At 40.8% G+C, this 16839-nt stretch carries 16 protein-coding genes and 1 other annotated feature; of the genes, 2 read left to right on the forward strand and 14 right to left on the reverse strand.

The window, feature by feature from the left end; genetic code table 11:
* Nucleotides 1-1059: class I tRNA ligase family protein (locus tag WAM07_RS17775; protein WP_422168723.1), on the reverse strand; the 1059-nt coding region annotated here is incomplete at its 3' end.
* Between the two features lie 58 nt (nucleotides 1060-1117).
* Nucleotides 1118-1346 (reverse strand) — a binding site (T-box leader).
* A gap of 100 nt (nucleotides 1347-1446) precedes the next feature.
* On the opposite strand from WAM07_RS17775, the gene WAM07_RS17780 reads away from it, so the two are divergent.
* Nucleotides 1447-1635: a hypothetical protein gene (locus WAM07_RS17780; protein WP_422168724.1), complete on the forward strand. Its 189-nt coding sequence runs from the start codon at nucleotides 1447-1449 to the stop codon at nucleotides 1633-1635.
* On the opposite strand, the gene spoVID is transcribed toward WAM07_RS17780, so the two are convergent.
* The 7 genes from spoVID to hemA form a co-directional block, all read right to left on the reverse strand.
* On the reverse strand, nucleotides 1632-2639 hold the full coding sequence (gene spoVID / locus WAM07_RS17785; protein WP_422168725.1) for a stage VI sporulation protein D: 1008 nt from the start codon (nucleotides 2637-2639) through the stop codon (nucleotides 1632-1634). The two genes, WAM07_RS17780 and spoVID, sit on opposite strands and share 4 nt — an antisense overlap.
* A gap of 131 nt (nucleotides 2640-2770) precedes the next feature.
* On the reverse strand, nucleotides 2771-4054 hold the full coding sequence (hemL, locus tag WAM07_RS17790) for a glutamate-1-semialdehyde 2,1-aminomutase (RefSeq protein ID WP_422168726.1): 1284 nt from the start codon (nucleotides 4052-4054) through the stop codon (nucleotides 2771-2773).
* A 29-nt stretch (nucleotides 4055-4083) separates the two neighbouring features.
* Complete coding sequence (gene hemB, locus WAM07_RS17795; protein ID WP_422168727.1) at nucleotides 4084-5061, reverse strand: porphobilinogen synthase; 978 nt, start codon at nucleotides 5059-5061, stop codon at nucleotides 4084-4086.
* 16 nt (nucleotides 5062-5077) lie between these two features.
* The gene (locus tag WAM07_RS17800; protein ID WP_422168729.1) at nucleotides 5078-5836 is read right to left on the reverse strand and encodes a uroporphyrinogen-III synthase; all 759 of its coding nucleotides are present in this window, start codon (nucleotides 5834-5836) and stop codon (nucleotides 5078-5080) included.
* On the reverse strand, nucleotides 5836-6765 hold the full coding sequence (hemC, locus tag WAM07_RS17805) for a hydroxymethylbilane synthase (protein ID WP_422168730.1): 930 nt from the start codon (nucleotides 6763-6765) through the stop codon (nucleotides 5836-5838). Before hemC ends, WAM07_RS17800 begins: the two co-directional genes overlap by 1 nt.
* 12 nt (nucleotides 6766-6777) lie before the next feature.
* Entirely contained in the window at nucleotides 6778-7596 is an 819-nt protein-coding gene (locus tag WAM07_RS17810) for a cytochrome c biogenesis protein (RefSeq protein WP_422168731.1), read from the reverse strand.
* 14 nt (nucleotides 7597-7610) lie between these two features.
* Nucleotides 7611-8984, reverse strand: coding sequence for a glutamyl-tRNA reductase (gene hemA / locus WAM07_RS17815; protein WP_422168732.1), 1374 nt, complete (start codon nucleotides 8982-8984; stop codon nucleotides 7611-7613).
* A 251-nt stretch (nucleotides 8985-9235) separates the two neighbouring features.
* Between hemA and WAM07_RS17820 the strand changes: the two genes are divergently transcribed.
* On the forward strand, nucleotides 9236-9712 hold the full coding sequence (locus tag WAM07_RS17820; RefSeq protein WP_422168733.1) for a LiaI-LiaF-like domain-containing protein: 477 nt from the start codon (nucleotides 9236-9238) through the stop codon (nucleotides 9710-9712).
* Between the two features lie 41 nt (nucleotides 9713-9753).
* Here the strand turns inward: WAM07_RS17820 and WAM07_RS17825 are convergent, their stop codons facing one another.
* From WAM07_RS17825 to clpX, 6 genes are all read right to left on the reverse strand, one after another.
* The gene (locus tag WAM07_RS17825) at nucleotides 9754-10476 is read right to left on the reverse strand and encodes an amino acid ABC transporter ATP-binding protein (RefSeq protein WP_422168738.1); all 723 of its coding nucleotides are present in this window, start codon (nucleotides 10474-10476) and stop codon (nucleotides 9754-9756) included.
* A 32-nt stretch (nucleotides 10477-10508) separates the two neighbouring features.
* Nucleotides 10509-11192 (reverse strand): amino acid ABC transporter permease, encoded by a 684-nt coding sequence (locus tag WAM07_RS17830; RefSeq protein WP_014643918.1) that lies wholly within the window; start codon nucleotides 11190-11192, stop codon nucleotides 10509-10511.
* Between the two features lie 79 nt (nucleotides 11193-11271).
* Nucleotides 11272-12102 carry a transporter substrate-binding domain-containing protein gene (locus WAM07_RS17835; RefSeq protein WP_422168734.1) on the reverse strand — a complete coding sequence of 277 codons (831 nt, stop codon included), beginning with the start codon at nucleotides 12100-12102 and terminating at the stop codon, nucleotides 11272-11274.
* A gap of 365 nt (nucleotides 12103-12467) precedes the next feature.
* Nucleotides 12468-13055, reverse strand: coding sequence for a ribosome biogenesis GTP-binding protein YihA/YsxC (gene yihA, locus WAM07_RS17840; protein WP_422168735.1), 588 nt, complete (start codon nucleotides 13053-13055; stop codon nucleotides 12468-12470).
* On the reverse strand, nucleotides 13045-15375 hold the full coding sequence (lon, locus tag WAM07_RS17845) for an endopeptidase La (RefSeq protein ID WP_422168736.1): 2331 nt from the start codon (nucleotides 15373-15375) through the stop codon (nucleotides 13045-13047). The genes yihA and lon overlap by 11 nt, the downstream gene beginning before the upstream one ends.
* A gap of 356 nt (nucleotides 15376-15731) precedes the next feature.
* Nucleotides 15732-16839 (reverse strand): ATP-dependent protease ATP-binding subunit ClpX (gene clpX / locus WAM07_RS17850; protein WP_422168737.1); only part of this gene is annotated, 1108 nt, incomplete at its 5' end.

Consider the following 16839-nt stretch of genomic DNA (forward strand, 5'->3'; position numbering starts at 1 on the left):
CCCACTGCGCTCGGAATGACCAACTGAATGAAGATGTTCTTCAATTTCAAAAAGAACTCCTTCTGCCTGAAGATCTTTGACGATCTGCTTACGGCACTCAAATCGATCCATACCCTGGTATTTTCCTGCATTCTCATTCATACTGCCATCTTCATTCATTATGAGGACACGCTCTAAATTGTGGCGATTTCCTATTTCAAAATCATTCGGGTCATGAGCAGGAGTGATTTTAACAGCTCCTGAACCAAATTCCATATCCACATAATCATCTGCCACAATCTCAATTTCTCTTCCCACGATAGGTAGTATAGCTTTCTTGCCAATTAAGTGCTGGTAGCGTTCGTCTTCGGGATGAACGGCAATAGCCGTGTCTCCCAACATCGTTTCGGGGCGGGTTGTTGCAATCTCAATTCCGCCTTCTTCATCTTTCAGCGGATAACGCATATGGTAAAAGGCTCCCTGGACATCCTCATACTCTACTTCAATATCAGAAAGAGCGGTACGAGTTGCTGGATCCCAGTTAATAATATATTCCCCACGATAAATTAAACCTTTTTCATAAAGCTTAACAAACACTTCTTTAACCGCTTCGGACAACCCGTCATCCAGTGTGAATCGTTCACGTGAATAATCGAGACCAAGACCCAGCTTTTCCCATTGAGTTCGAATAAATTGAGCATACTCTTTCTTCCATTCCCAGGACTTTTCAAGGAATTTCTCTCTGCCTAGATCGTGACGAGAGGTACCTGCCTCTCTCAGTTTAGCCTCTACTTTGGCTTGTGTAGCAATACCGGCATGATCCATCCCAGGCAGCCAAAGGACATCATAGCCCTGCATTCGCTTCACACGACTTAAGATATCTTGAAGAGTAGTATCCCATGCATGTCCTAAATGTAATTTACCAGTAACGTTCGGAGGGGGAATAACAATGGTATAAGGTTCTTTATTCTTATCTCCTGACGCTTCGAAAAACTTACCATCCACCCAGTACTGATAGCGATCCTTTTCAACGGCTGCCGGATCATACTTGGTGGGCATTGAAAGATCTGTTTGATTCATATGGATCTTCCTCCTTTTATCATCTGTATTTATAAAATAAAAAAATCTCTTTCATCCTCAAAAGGACGAAAGAGATCTGATTCCGTGGTACCACCTTAATTTACAGACATACCTTGCATATCTGTACACTTAAAAAAATAACGGCTTCTAACCGGCTTCTTCTACTTTTCGTTCAAAGAAGCTGCTCCAAGGCGACCTTCCACCAACATAGATCCTGGAAAACTCTCACCACCCATTTTCCTCTCTGAAGGATATGTCCATGTACTCTTCCCTGTCACGGCATTTCACGTATAATGCTTCTATTACATATTGTATATAGAAATGATTGTTTTAGTCAACTATTTGTGAAAAAAACGCGAATTTGCAATGAAAGGAGGCTGATGGTCGTTGAGCCGCTTATACCGTTATCGTCTTCCACCATGGTGCCGTACTTGTTTATTTGTATTGGAAAAAGCTTTATTGCCAATTCTGTTTTTCCAATGTATCCGGACAATCTTATTTCCTACAACATTTGACGTCTTCTTATTAGGAATTATTGTCGGAGTTTTTCTCGCTTTTCGTTATAAATGGATTTAACTAGGGATATACACGATTTGACCAGGAGAAACTTCATCTCTATGGTCATTTACTTTTTCCAACTGGTGGATGGATACTTCATATTTTTCAGCAATAGAAGCTAGCGTTTCATCTTCTTGAGCGATATACATTTTCATTTGAGTGTAAGTTTCTTCCCGGTTAGGAAACAGGTGCTTAAATATCTGTTTGATTCCATCAAGTCCGCCTGGAGCTTCATCTTTTTCCTCTGTGCCTTTAGGCGAGGATTCCACATTAGACGAAGAAGGACTCATTTCTTCTTCCACAGTGCTTTCGTGCCACACACTAGTACTCTCAGATGAAACCTCAGGCGTTTCTTCTTTTTTATCATGGCCAAAAAATTCTGCGAAATTTTGAGATTTTTTATGAGGCCATCTACCTTCTTCATCTGCTTCTATCTCTTGAGCTGACAGATCATTACGATTTGTCAGCTGAACCACAGGGGCTTCCCTTTCAGGAACCACAGGATTCTCTTTTTCCTTACGTTCTTCTTTGTAATCCATCGGGCCAAGCGTCGCCGACTCATCAAACGTAGCCGAATTATCTGCGTTATTTGCTTTTTGCTCGACTCCGTTAATATTTAACTGAGCATGAAGCCTTAGCTGATTATTCGCAGGAAGTTCATAATCGAAACTTTCTATATCAATGAGGACATCTTCCAGAGTGGAAATCCGTTCGAGCGGTACTGTAATTTCTACGGGGAATGAATGGGAAAAATAACATACCCCTTCTTCGCCTGATTCCACATGATCCATTGTCCTTACCGACTGCAGCGGGGCAGCCTCTTCATATTTATGATCAGATTGGTGGGGTACATATTCTCCCGCCAGATCGACCGTTCCTTTTAAACGCACTTCATCTCCATTTTCCTCAATTACGATTTCAGGCTCCAGTGAAATACCAATTAGTTCCCTGACTCCCTGTCCTTCCTTAAACCATATCGCTTCGTCTAAATAAAAAGAAAATACGTTTTGTTTATTTTTCAATGGATTTGCCCCTCCCAGAATATAATAAACCCAAGCCTCTATTACCACCTTATGCGGTAACTGATTTTATATACATGGAGGGTGTAGAAAAAGGCATGGCCTAATACGGCCATGCCTTGTGTATTCCTTATTTACAGGGATGCAAATACTTTTTCTGCTGCCCTGATTGTTTTCTCTATATCTTCTTCTGTATGCTTCGTTGATAGAAAGAGACCCTCGAATTGGGAAGGGGGAAGATAGATTCCTTCTTCGATCATCCCTTGGTAATAGCGCGTAAACATTTCAAGATCAGATGCATTCGCGGTTTCAAAATCGATTACAGGATCATTCGTAAAGAAGAACCCTACCATAGATCCTGCCCTGTTAACCGTCAATGGAATGTTGTTTGCTTTTGCCGCTTCTTCATAGCCTTCTATCAGACGGTCCACTTTTTTATTAATTCCTTCATAAGCTTCTTCTGTCATGGATGAAACCGTTTCGTAACCAGCTGTCATAGCTAATGGGTTTCCTGATAAAGTACCTGCTTGATAAATGTCCCCAACCGGAGCCACTCGTTCCATAATACGACGCTTCCCTCCATACGCTCCGACAGGTAAGCCGCCGCCGATTACTTTCCCAAGACAGGTCATATCCGGTGTGACACCAAAATGACCTTGAGCACTATGATAGCCGACCCGAAATCCAGTCATTACTTCATCAAAAATCAGGACAGTGCCATTATTCTCCGTTAATTCGCGAAGTTCCTTCAGGAAACCATCTTGAGGAGGGACGACTCCCATATTCCCGGATACTGGTTCAATAATAACCGCAGCCAAGTCCTCTCCATATTCTTTAAAAACATAGCGCACGCTTTCTAAATCATTATATGGAACCGTGATCGTATTTTGAGCAATGGATGCTGGAACTCCCGGGGAATCTGGCAGTCCTAAAGTGGCAACCCCGGAGCCTGCTTTGATAAGAAGAGAATCTCCATGCCCATGATAATTCCCTTCGAATTTGAGAATTTTATCACGACCGGTGTACCCACGGGCAACACGAAGGGCGCTCATTGTGGCTTCTGTCCCTGAATTGACCATTCTTAGCATTTCAATGGATGGAACACGTTCAATAACTAACTCAGCAAGATGGTTTTCTATTTCTGTAGGAGTACCGAAGCTCGTGCCTTGTTCGGTTACTTTTTTTAGAGACTCTACTACCTTTTCATCCGCATGCCCTAAGATTAAAGGTCCAAAACTAAGCACATAATCAATGAATTCGTTACCATCCAGGTCATAAAGTTTAGACCCTTTTCCTTTTTCCATAAATATAGGGTCCATGTTTACAGAATTAAATGCCCTCACCGGAGAATTAACTCCGCCCGGCATTAAATCCACCGCTTTATTATAAGCAGCTGAAGAGCGGTCAAATTGTTTCATAGCGACTCATCCTTTCTAAAATCAGTGGTTTATTCGTCCAACCATTTAGCTGCATCCTTGGCAAAATAAGTAACAATGAGATCAGCGCCTGCCCGCTTCATAGCTGTAAGCTTTTCGAGAACAATTTCCTGCTCATTCACCCAGCCATTTTGAGCGGCAGCTTTAATCATAGAGTACTCTCCGCTCACGTTGTAAGCAACGAGTGGGAGATTAAAGCGATCCTTAACTTCCCTCATAATATCTAAATAAGCAAGAGCAGGCTTCACGATAAGAAAGTCTGCACCTTCTTCTACATCCGATTCTGCTTCCCGAATGGCTTCCAATCGGTTCGATGGATCCATCTGATAGGCTCTTCGATCGCCGAATTGCGGAGAACTATGAGCTGCATCCCGGAAAGGACCATAAAATGAAGAAGCATATTTTACTGCATAGGACATGATCGGAATCTGGCTATAGCCGGCCTCATCCAGTCCTTTTCGAATAGCGGTGACAAAGCCATCCATCATATTGGAAGGTGCAATAATGTCCGCCCCTGCTTCCGCTTGAGTAACAGCTGTCCGAGTAATATATTGAAGCGATTCATCATTGTCAATATCGCCTTCGCGAACGATCCCGCAATGCCCGTGATCTGTGTACTGACATAAACACGTATCTGCAATTACAGTTAATGAAGGAACCTCTTCCTTAATCAGACGGATGGACCTTTGAACGATTCCTTCTTCGTGATAAGCCTGGCTGCCTACTTCATCTTTCTCATTCGGCACTCCGAATACAATAACAGAACGAACACCAACACGGGTTAATTCATTCATCTCTTCTGTTAAATAATCAAGTGACACTTGATAAACTCCAGGCATGGAAGCTACTTCATTCTTAACCCCTTCCCCTTCAACTACGAATATGGGGAAGATCAAATCGTCCTTACGTAAATGCGTTTCCCGAACTAACGCTCTCATTGACTCTGTCCGCCGCAGACGGCGATGGCGTTTAAAATCTAAATCTGCCATAGTATCGATTCCCTTCTTATGAAAAAAATTGCACCATCTTTTCAACCATATCTTCCATTGTATAATGCTCGGGTAAAAAGACTTTTTGAAAACCGAAATGCTGGGCCTGACTCGCGGTCGTTGGCCCTATGCAAAAACAAGGAAGGTCCCGACCTGTTTCAGGCATGTCTCTCATGATAGCAAAATAGGCCTGGACGGTGGATGGGCTTGTAAACGTTAGTGCGTCAATCTCGTGATTACAGATCAATTGACGAATCTGTTTCTGATGCTCTTTCAATAGTAGCGTATCATAGACCGTGATTGTTTGAAAAAAGACCTGCTGTTCTGCGAATTTTTCTGGGAGAACATCCCTCGAGCGGTTTCCCCTGACGTATAGGATCATGCCTGGAGTACTTTCTTTTCTAAAAAACTCTTCAGCCATTGTATCAGCCTGGAAGCTGGATGGCATAAAATCAGCATCGTATCCATAAGTCTTAAGTGTACGCGCTGTCTTTTCTCCAATAATAGCAAATCGTAATGTATCAGGAATACAAATCCCTGATTGATTTACCAGCTCGAAAAAAAACTTCACACCATTAGAGCTTGTAATAAAAACCCATACATAGTTGTGAAGTTTCTTGAGGATCTCTTGATTCTCCTTCGAGTCATTTAATTGAAAATGAAGGAGAGGGGTTTGTAAAGCTTCTCCCCCCTCCTTATTTATCCGGTCTACAAAAGGCCTTGCCTGGGATGCGCCTCTTGTGACAAGAATCGTTTTCCCCGCAAGAGGCTTCATTACTGGTCATACTCCTCTTTAGCCTGATCTACAATTTCCTGAGCTCCTTGTGCTTTGAGACGATCAGCAGCTTCTTTTCCTACTGCCAGCGGGTCTTCTCCTCTCACAGTTTCGTGAAGAATGGTTTTACCATCTGGAGTACCTACCAACGCACTCAATACAATCTCGCTACCTATTCTATATGCATATCCTCCAATTGGAACTTGACAACCGCCATTAAGATCATGGAGAAACTTACGTTCAGCCGATACAGTTGTAGCTGTATATTCATGATTAATCTGCATAAGGAAATCCCGTAACGAAGAATCATTTTCCCGGCACTGTATCGCTAGCGCTCCTTGCCCTACGGCAGGCACACACACATCCGGTTCTAAATATTCGGTTACAAGATTATCATCCCATCCCATACGTTTTAACCCTGCGGCTGCTAAGACAATCGCATCAAAATCTTCATCTTTCAATTTTCGAAGACGTGTATCAATATTGCCGCGAATCCATTTCACCTCAACGTCTGGTCTCACAGCTTTGATCTGAGCACTCCTCCGCAGGCTGCTGGTTCCTACAACGGCTCCTTCGTGCAAGTCTTTTAGCGAAACATTACCATTCGATACAAATGCATCTCTATGATCTTCTCTGATGGGCACGGAAGCAACCGTTAAACCAGAAGCTACCTCTGAGGGCATATCCTTCATCGAGTGAACGGCCATATCAATTTCACCATCATACATGGCTTGTTCTATCTCTTTAATAAATAACCCTTTCCCTCCAACTTTGGATAAGGTCACATCCAGAATTTTATCCCCTTTTGTAGAAATTCTCTTAATTTCAAATTCATAACTGGGATCTATATTTTTCAGTTGTTCGATTACCCACTCCGTCTGAGTGATAGCTAAATTGCTTTTTCTTGAACCGATCACTATTTTCTTCATGTGACTACCTCCTTAAAAATGAAAATTCGATAATGAACCAAATAAAAAGAAATTAATTAATAGAAATAAAAAAGCACCCGCGTTAAATATAGAAATGGAACGTCCCTGATAACCCTTTACCACTCTTAAAACCAGGTAAACGATATATACGAAAAGCACAAGGAACGAGCCTAAAGTTTTTGAGTCATACCAATAAAATGTATCAGGTGATATATATCCCCAGGTAACGCCTAAGATTATAGCAATTAACAACAGAGGAACTCCCAGTATAACCGATATATAAGAAAAGTGATCCAGCTTTGTTAAGTCACCTAAACGAAACAGTTTAGCATTCCACTTTTTTTTCTTTAATAGACGGTACTGCAACAAGTACATAATTGAAAATATAAATGATAGTGTAAAAAAACCATAAGAAACAATGGCTAAACTAATATGAACCACAAGCATCTCATTAACGAGCTCCACTCCCTGGTCCTTTAAATCATTCTGGGCTCTGGTCGATAAATGGATGAGTACAACAAGAAACCCAACAACATTTGTAAAGAATACTAGAAAGTCCACTCTAAACAGTCGATTAATAATTAAAGAGAACGTTACTAAAATCCAGGCATAAAAATATAAACCATCATATACGGTCATTATGGGTAAATTCTCGTCTATCAAAACTTGTGTCAATAAAAAAAAGGTTTGTAAAACCCAAACCATACTAAGTAACCAGAAGGCTGTACGGTTAGCCTTCCGGTTCGTCTGCACAAAGTCAATGAAATATCCAATTAAACTAAGTCCATAAAGTAATAGGATGAGTTCGTACACCCATTTAAGCTCGAACATATGGACATCCACCCTTACGGATTAACAATAGAGTTGGCGACAGGAAAAAATTGGCCTGTCTCATCTTCTTGCTTCACAGCTGATTGGTTTTTTTTCGTCTGCTCTTTTATTTCTTCTTCCACCTGGGCTTCAATCCCAAATATCTGAGTAAACAAGCGCAATGTTTCTTCAGAATCAGGCTGAGCCGCTAATTCTTTAGCCTGCAGGATAGGTTCCTTCAGCATTTGATTAATAATGCTTTTTGTATGTTTACTAAGGACTTTTCTTTCACGATCCGTAAGTTCAGGCATTTTTCTTTCAATACTCTTCATAGTCTCTGCTTGAATGCCAAGGGCTTTAGAGCGCAAAGCAGAGATTACAGGAACGACTCCAATAGTTTGAAGCCATTCTTTAAATTCTACGATTTCAGCTTCCACCATGATTTCAATTTCTTCGGCTGCTTGCTTGCGTATAGCCAAATTAGCGTCAACAATACCTTGAAGATCGTCAATGTCGTATAAGAATACGCTCTCCAGATTTTCCATGGCTGGATCCAAATCTCTTGGCACAGCAATGTCTACAAAAAAGAGAGGTTTTCCTTTTCTCTTACGATGAATAGGCTCCATTTTCTCTTTAGTCACTACGTAATCTGTAGCTCCTGTGGAACTTATTACGATGTCAGCGTCTGTAAGCACAGAGTCCAGATCTTCCATGGTCCGGGCTTGTCCATTAAACTGATCAGCTACTACCTGTGCCTTAGATAGGGTACGATTAATAACGGTTACTTTACGTACACCGGATCCGTGAAGGTTTTTAGCAGCAAGCTCTCCCATCTTACCCGCACCCAGAATTACGATATGCTTATGAACAAGATCCCCGAATATTTTTCGGGCAAGTTCAACCGCAGCGTAACTTACTGAAACAGCATTTTCACTGATTTCAGTATCTTTGTGGGCTTTTTTTGCCATCGTTACTGCTTGTTTAAACAATTGATTAAAGATCGTGCCGGTGGTTCCTGCTTCCTGACCATTTATGAACGCTTGTTTCATTTGACCCAATATTTGGGTTTCCCCCAGCACCATTGAATCAAGACCAGAGGTCACTCGAAGCAAATGTTCAATTGCCCCATCCGTTTCATAAAAGGATAGGAATGGAGAGAATTCATCTTTATCAGCATTAAACCAATCTGCTAAGAATTGTTTAATATAATAGCGTCCTGTGTGCAGTTGATCTACAACTGCATAGATTTCCGTACGATTGCATGTAGAAATAATCACATTTTCCAGTACACTTTTACGGGTGTTTAGCTCCTGCATAGCTTCCGTTAAGTGTTTATCCGAAAAAGTGAGTTTCTCCCTAATTTCCACAGGGGCCGTTTTATAGTTGAGACCAACAGCTAAAATATGCATTTCATCTACCCCCATTAAACGTTCCAGACTTTCACATATGAATTAGTATAACATGAATCCGCATCTATTTTCCCGCAAAAATATGAACAGAATCCGAAAATGATGTGATAGGATATAGATACGTTGTTAAAGAATGTTTTCACTATTTATTTAGAATAAATTTAAATTATAATCCGTTTGTAATATATCAAACCCAGGCTCATTGCGCAAGTAAACAAAATTACTATTAATGGAATGGATGGGATCGCTAGATGACTAAACAGAATTCTTTAGTTGGTTTTTTACTCATTGGTTTTGGATTATATTTCCTGGTCAGCCAACTAAATATTCCCTACTTAGCTGAGTTTTACTCATGGCCTACTCTACTCATTATTATTGGAACTTCCTTTTTATTACATTATTATCTAACAAAAGATCATTCTAGTCTTTTTACCGGGGCATTACTACTGGGATTCGGCATTCACTTCCACGCCATCCGGCATGTAGAGTTCTGGACAGATGAATGGCCCTCTTACTTTCTGGTTATAGGAACGGCTTTTCTCATCAGGTATGCTGGGGCCAGAAAAGGACTGATACTGGCGCTGTTATTCCTTGGATTCGGTTTTTTTGCTTTATTATGGCCGGTTAATCCTCCGTGGTTTCAATGGATTCAGAATGGTTTTCAAACTATTATTAGGTACTGGCCGCTGGTCCTGATTATTTCTGGGGTATATATATTAAAAAAATAGTTACAAAAAGCCGCTGTGGTTTAAGCCACAGCGGCTTTTCCTTATAGAATAGAGCTTAAAAAAGCTTGAGTTCTTTCTTCCTTGGGGTTTTCAAAAATTTCTTTTGGCGCGCCTGTTTCAACAATTTTACCTTCGTGCATATAAACTACACGATCTGCTACCTCTCGAGCAAAACCCATCTCGTGGGTAACCACAACCATTGTCATCCCCTCTTTAGCCAGATCCTTCATCGTTTGCAATACTTCACCTACAAGCTCTGGATCAAGAGCTGAGGTAGGTTCGTCAAATAGCATGATCTCTGGCTTCATAGCCAGGGCACGTGCAATAGCTACGCGCTGCTTTTGTCCCCCGGACAGACGAGAAGGATAATCATTTGCTTTTTCTGCAAGCCCTACCTTTTCCAGCAGTTCTTTTCCTTCTTTTTTGGCTTGAGATTTGGACAGCCCCTTCACTTGCGTAGGAGCTTCCATAACGTTTCCCAGCACGGTCTTATGAGGAAAAAGATTAAAGTGCTGAAAAACCATACCTACCTTTTGTCTAACTTCATTAACATTGTCTTTTTTCGGGTTAACTTCATTTCCTTTGATAAAGATTTCACCGCTGTTTTTCATTTCTAAAAAGTTTAAACAGCGCAGCATTGTACTCTTTCCCGATCCGCTGGCACCTATTAAAACGACCACTTCACTTTCTGCAACATGAAAATCAATATCCTTCAGAACATGGTTATCCCCGAAATATTTATTTAATTTATTAACTTCTATCATTTGCTTAGCCAATCTGTATCCCTCCTCTATGGTTACTCATCGCCACTAACAGCCATTTTCTTCTCAATCAAGCTAACCACAAGGGTTAGAAGGAAGACAAGAATTAAGTAGTACACAGCACTTACGAGTAGCCATGTCATATAATCGAAAGTATTTGCCCCTTGTGTTGTAGCAACAGCGAATATTTCTGAAACTCCAATAAACGCGGCCAGAGATGAATCTTTTAACCCAATAATAAACTGATTACCGAGCGGGGGCAACGCTCGTCGGAAAGCCTGAGGGAGAATGATTCTTCTCATCGTTAATGCCTGACTCATCCCAAGAGAACGTCCGGCTTCTGTTTGACCTTTACCTATGGATTGTATAGACCCCCGGAATATTTCAGCAATATAAGCACCATTATGGAATGCGAGTCCCAATGAAACCGACCAGAATCCGCTGATCATCCATACGTTGGTCAAGCCATAATAGAATACAAAAATCTGCACAATAAGCGGTGTTCCCCTTACGATATAAATATAAGCATTCGCGATCCATTCCAGAGGTTTAATATTAGAAATTTTTAATAAGGCAAAAAATAAACCGACAAATATCGCAATAAATATGGAAACTGCTGTTAAAGCAAGGGTAAGCTGAGAAGCTTCAAAAAATAACTCCCGGCTGTTTACAAGAGCTTCCCAAAACCCTCCCCAAAAAGAAATAAACTGTAAGTACATAACCTCAACTCCTCTTTAATGTCAAAAAAGAGTACGCACACGCGCACTCTTTAGACTTCCGTATAACTAAAATCATCAACTACTCAGGTTTAGTGGTAATATCGTCACCAAAGTATTCATTACTAATTTCAGCAAGGGTCCCATCTTCACGAAGTTTTTCGAGAGCTGCATTGATGTCTTCTAATAGCTTATCGTTATCTTTAGCTACGGCTACCGCCTGTTCACTGCGTTCAATCATTTTTTTAGCCTCAATTTCAAGATCCTGCTGCATCGCTTCTTTACCTGTTAAGAAGTCCGTGATAACAGCGTCATGACGGCCCTTCGCAAGTGATTGTAAGGCCACTACATCACTATCATATGTCTTAATATTTTCCGTTGCTTCCTCAGCAAATTTACTGTAAGTTGAACCTTTGGATACGGCAATCTCTTTCCCTTCTAAATCTTCAAGGGTTTCAATATCACTTCCAGGGCGTGTGAAAATTTGAGCTCCAGAATAATAATATGGTGTTGAGAAAGCTACTTGTTCTGCACGTGCATCTGTGATCGTATGGCTTGCTACGGCAGCATCAAAACGGCCTGTTTTAACACCTTCAACAATGGAGGCGAATTTCTGTTTTTGAGGATTTGGTTCAAGGCCCAGTTCCTCAGCAATCGCATTTGCTACGTCGATATCAAAGCCTGACATTTCCCCACTTGCATCTGTCATGCTAAATGGACGGAATTCACCAGATGAGGCGAAGGTAAACTTACCATCTTCAACTAAACCATAATCAGTATTGGAGCCGCTAGATTCCTCCGAGCCTTCTTCGGAATCACCCGAAGCTTCTCCTCCGTCTTCACTGCTGCCACAAGCAGCCAAAGCAAAGACCAAAATAATAGTAAGAGGTAACATAAATAAATACTTTTTCATATTATCCCAACCCATCCCTTCATCAAATTGTTAACTAATTGTTATATTGGCAATAATAATAATTATATCTATCATTCAAAGTTTTCCCAAAATTTAAAATAATGCATATTGCCTCAAAATATCGGAAATGATGGGTTGGGTTATGTAATTACAGTTAAATCCTTATAAATGCATGAAATTACTTGAAATTATCTTAAAGTCTTAAGGTTGTCATTTGATAAGTAATAGTCATCTTCGAACGATCTCCCTCATCTTTTTTAACGCTCCTCGAAGAAAAGCTTCATAATTGATTGGAAACGATGACCTTACAAAAGGACAATACCGTTGTACAAAAAAACCACTTCTAATTAAAGAAGTGGCTTTCCTTACATATTCAAGTGTGCCAACATAGTTTTCCACGCAAGTTCTTTTCCTTCTCCGGTTTCAGAGGAAAAAGGAATCAAAGTATCCTCTTCATCCATCTCTAAAACCTGCTGAATCGTTTTTAGCTGTTTGTGTTTTTGACTTTTCTTAAGTTTATCCAGCTTTGTTGCAATAACCATGACCGGTAATCCAAAGTGTTTTAAATAGTTATACATGATAACATCATCTTCTGTAGGTTTATGACGGGAGTCAATGATCAGAGCAGTTGCGCGCAGCTGCTCTCTTTCCGAAAAGTACTCTTCCATCATTTCTCCCCATTTGGCACGCTCTTTTTTAGATACTTTGGCATAGCCATACCCTGGAACATCTACGAAATGAAACAGATCATTAATTATATAAAAATTTAATGTCTGAGTTTTTCCGGGTTTAGAAGAGGTGCGAGCAAGATTTTTCCTTTGAATCATCTTGTTTATAAACGAAGATTTTCCTACATTGGATCTTCCTGCTAAAGCAATTTCCGGAATCGGAGCTTTAGGGTACTGTTTTTTACTCGCTGCGCTAATTACAATATCTGCATAATTAACCTTCATGGACTTCCTCCACCAGCGCTTGGTTTAAGACTTCATCTAAGTGCTTAACCGGTATAAACGTTAACCCTTCACGTACACTTTCCGGAATATCTTCTAAATCCTTTTCGTTTTCAGAAGGAATAATAATTTTAGAAAGACCAGCCCTGTGGGCACTTAATGATTTCTGCTTTAATCCTCCTATTGGTAGCACTCGTCCTCGCAGCGTTATTTCTCCTGTCATACCTACCTCTTTCCGAACCGGCCGTCCGGTAAGCGCAGAGACCAGAGCAGTAGCAATCGTGATCCCTGCAGAAGGTCCATCCTTAGGAGTTGCTCCTTCTGGAACATGGATATGAATATCATTCTTTTCTACAAAGTCAGCATCGATATTTAGCTCTTGTGCTCGGGAGCGAATGTAGCTGAAAGCCGCTTGTGCGGATTCCTTCATAACATCCCCGAGTTTACCAGTAAGAGTAAGATTTCCTTTACCTGGGTAAATAGATACTTCAATTGAGAGCGTATCGCCTCCTGCAGCAGTGTACGCCAGGCCTGTAGCTGTTCCAATTTGGTCCTCAAGCTCAGCTTGGCCATATCTGAATTTAGGACGGCCCAGCAGTTCTTCCAATTGCTTCTCAGTAACCACAACACGCTGCTTTTCACCCGAAACAATAATTTTAGCAGCTTTTCTGCATATACTTGCCAGTTCTCGTTCCAATCCGCGTACTCCAGCTTCACGAGTATAAGTTCTGATCAATTTAAGTAAAGCATCTTCTCTGATTTGAATTTGTCCTTTATTTAAACCATTTTCTTTTATTTGTTTAGAAAGTAAATGCTCTTTTGCGATATGAAGTTTCTCTACCTCAGTATAGCCAGCTATGTTAATAACTTCCATACGGTCCTGTAATGGTCCCGGTATAGAAGACATAGTATTGGCTGTAGCTACAAACATAACTTTCGATAAATCATAGTGTTCTTCAATAAAGTGGTCACTAAAAGTACTGTTCTGTTCAGGATCAAGTACTTCCAGCATGGCAGACGAAGGATCTCCCCTAAAATCACTGGCCATTTTATCGATCTCATCCATAAGAAATACGGGATTGACGGTTTCCGCCCTCTTCATTCCTTGAATGATTCTACCGGGCATCGCACCGATATACGTTCTCCGGTGTCCTCTTATTTCAGCTTCATCTCTCACTCCACCCAGCGAGATTCGGACAAAATTACGGTTTATGGCACGGGCTATGGATTTTGCAAGTGATGTTTTACCTACCCCTGGAGGTCCGACTAGACATAGAATTGGACCTTTAATGGATTGAGTAAGTTTTTGCACAGCCAGATATTCGAGCACGCGCTCTTTTACCTTTTCTAATCCATAATGATCTTCATCCAGAATCTTCTCTGCATGCTTAACGTCCAGATTATCTTCTGTTTCAGCGGTCCATGGAAGAGAGACAAGCCACTCAATGTAATTACGAATAACGGAACTTTCCGCACTGCTTTGTGGCACTTTTTCATATCGGCCAAGTTCCTTATAGGCGATTTTCTCTACTCTTTCAGGCATCTCAGCTTCCTCAATCTTTTCTTTCAATTGAGCCACTTCGCCCGTCTTGCCGTCTTTATCACCCAGTTCATTCTGGATCGCTTTCATCTGTTCCCGTAAGTAGTATTCTTTTTGTGTTTTTTCCATAGATTTCTTAACACGCTGCCCAATCTTTTGTTCGATTTGCAGGACATCACGTTCGTTCCCTATAAGTTCTATTAATTTCTGAAGACGCGCTTTCACATTCTCAGTTTCTAAAATGGACTGCTTATCTTTTAGTTTCACGGGCAAGTGAGATGTTACGATATCTGCCAGATGACTTGGTTCATCTATGTCTGACACCGTATTGTAGGTTTCCTGGCTTACCTTTTTAGATACTTTTACGTATTGTTCAAATTGACTCATTAACGTGCGCATCAAGGCTTCTTCTTCGTTTTTATCCTCGTGTTCATCCTCAAGTCTGTGAATATTTGCTTGATAAAATTCTTCACCTTCACTTACTTCATCAATTGTTGCACGATAAAGTCCTTCTACAAGTACACGATTTGTGCCATTAGGCAATTTCACCATTTGCTTCACTCGTGCCACTGTACCAACAGAGTACATATCATCAGAAGACGGATCATCAATATTCACTTCTTTTTGTGATACAAGGAAGATTTCATTATCTTCCATCATGGCTTGCTCTAATGCATTAACCGATTTTTCTCTTCCAACATCCAGGTGCAGCACCATAGATGGGTACACTAACAATCCTCTAAGAGGAAGGAGGGGGATTTGATTTTTCTGTTTGTCTGTCATATTCTTTGCACCTCCGTATAATGCCAATACGTATTCTAATCATATATAAAACTTTTTGGAAAGTAAACGCAGGAAAACTATTAGTTTCCAATGCCGAACCCCCTTCACATTGACGCGTGAAGGGGGCAGCCTCTTCAAATGATACCCATATTATGAGCAAGAAGCGCTTCTTTCATCCTTATGTACCAAGCTTTATCACAAGCGTTTCTATTCAGGACAGCTGCAAGGTATCCAATGAAATGTGTGGTGTCTAATGATCGATCTATCTCTTCTCGCAAAGGATAAAATTGAAGCCGCGCTACAGCTAGGCGTAGCGCGGCTTGAAGTTAAAGAGAAATACCTCTCCAAAGTTTTACTTAAGCACTTTCTTTAGGAGATTCTTTATTCTCATCTTCGACCGTTCCATCAGTCAGGATAAGCTTAGGACGGCCATTTTCCGCTGTAACTGTTTCTTTAGTAATGATGCATTTTTCAATATCATCACGTGAAGGTAATTCATACATAACATCAAGCATGATACCTTCAATTATAGAACGCAGGCCGCGGGCACCTGTTTTACGTTCAATGGCCAGACGTGAAATTTCACGAAGACCTTCTTCTTCAATTTCCAGCTCTACATGGTCTATTTGGAACAGTTTCTGATATTGCTTAACAAGTGCATTCTTAGGTTTAGTAAGAATTTCTACAAGTGCATCTTCATCTAATTGCTCAAGGCTTCCAATTACCGGCAAGCGGCCAATAAATTCCGGAATCAACCCATAACTCAATAAGTCCTCAGGGAGTACTTTTGTAAGCAACTCTTTCTTTTCATTCTCATCAACATTTTGTTCCGAGCCAAATCCTATTACTTTACGTCCCAAGCGACGCTTGATAATTTGGTCAATTCCATCGAAAGCTCCCCCAACGATGAACAGCACATTGGTGGTGTCGATTTGAATAAATTCTTGATGAGGATGCTTGCGTCCACCTTGTGGAGGGACACTAGCCTGCGTACCTTCAAGAATCTTCAGTAAAGCCTGCTGTACGCCTTCACCTGATACATCGCGTGTTATGGAAGGATTCTCAGACTTACGCGCCACTTTATCAATTTCATCAATATAAATTATACCTTTTTCAGCTTTTTCTACATCATAGTCAGCTGCTTGTATTAATTTAAGAAGAATGTTTTCCACATCTTCCCCTACATAGCCAGCTTCCGTTAATGAAGTTGCATCTGCAATGGCAAATGGAACATTTAATATACGGGCAAGTGTTTGAGCAAGAAGTGTTTTACCGCTTCCTGTAGGCCCAAGCATTAAAATATTACTCTTAGCAAGCTCTACATCATCATTTTTCGTACCTGCGTTAATACGCTTGTAATGATTGTAAACAGCTACGGATAAATTTTTCTTAGCCTGTTCTTGACCAATGACATAATCGTTGAGGATTTCACGAATTTCTTGTGGTTTTGGTACCTCTTTGAAT

It is taken from the genome of Halobacillus sp., from assembly GCF_049282395.1.
In the GTDB taxonomy this organism is placed as follows: Bacteria; Bacillota; Bacilli; order Bacillales; family Halobacillaceae; genus Halobacillus.

Excerpts from the sequence above, each read along its gene's own strand:
- WAM07_RS17810 (WP_422168731.1), bottom strand. The coding sequence starts at position 7,596 with ATGTTCGAGCTTAAATGGGTGTACGAACTCATCCTATTACTTTATGGA.
- hemB (WP_422168727.1), bottom strand. The coding sequence starts at position 5,061 with ATGGCAGATTTAGATTTTAAACGCCATCGCCGTCTGCGGCGGACAGAG.
- hemA (WP_422168732.1), bottom strand. The coding sequence starts at position 8,984 with ATGCATATTTTAGCTGTTGGTCTCAACTATAAAACGGCCCCTGTGGAA.
- hemC (WP_422168730.1), bottom strand. The coding sequence starts at position 6,765 with ATGAAGAAAATAGTGATCGGTTCAAGAAAAAGCAATTTAGCTATCACT.
- WAM07_RS17830 (WP_014643918.1), bottom strand. The coding sequence starts at position 11,192 with ATGTACTTACAGTTTATTTCTTTTTGGGGAGGGTTTTGGGAAGCTCTT.
- WAM07_RS17825 (WP_422168738.1), bottom strand. The coding sequence starts at position 10,476 with ATGATAGAAGTTAATAAATTAAATAAATATTTCGGGGATAACCATGTT.
- WAM07_RS17835 (WP_422168734.1), bottom strand. The coding sequence starts at position 12,102 with ATGAAAAAGTATTTATTTATGTTACCTCTTACTATTATTTTGGTCTTT.
- lon (WP_422168736.1), bottom strand. The coding sequence starts at position 15,375 with ATGACAGACAAACAGAAAAATCAAATCCCCCTCCTTCCTCTTAGAGGA.
- WAM07_RS17820 (WP_422168733.1), top strand. The coding sequence starts at position 9,236 with ATGACTAAACAGAATTCTTTAGTTGGTTTTTTACTCATTGGTTTTGGA.
- WAM07_RS17800 (WP_422168729.1), bottom strand. The coding sequence starts at position 5,836 with ATGAAGCCTCTTGCGGGGAAAACGATTCTTGTCACAAGAGGCGCATCC.
- hemL (WP_422168726.1), bottom strand. The coding sequence starts at position 4,054 with ATGAAACAATTTGACCGCTCTTCAGCTGCTTATAATAAAGCGGTGGAT.
- yihA (WP_422168735.1), bottom strand. The coding sequence starts at position 13,055 with ATGAAGGTTAATTATGCAGATATTGTAATTAGCGCAGCGAGTAAAAAA.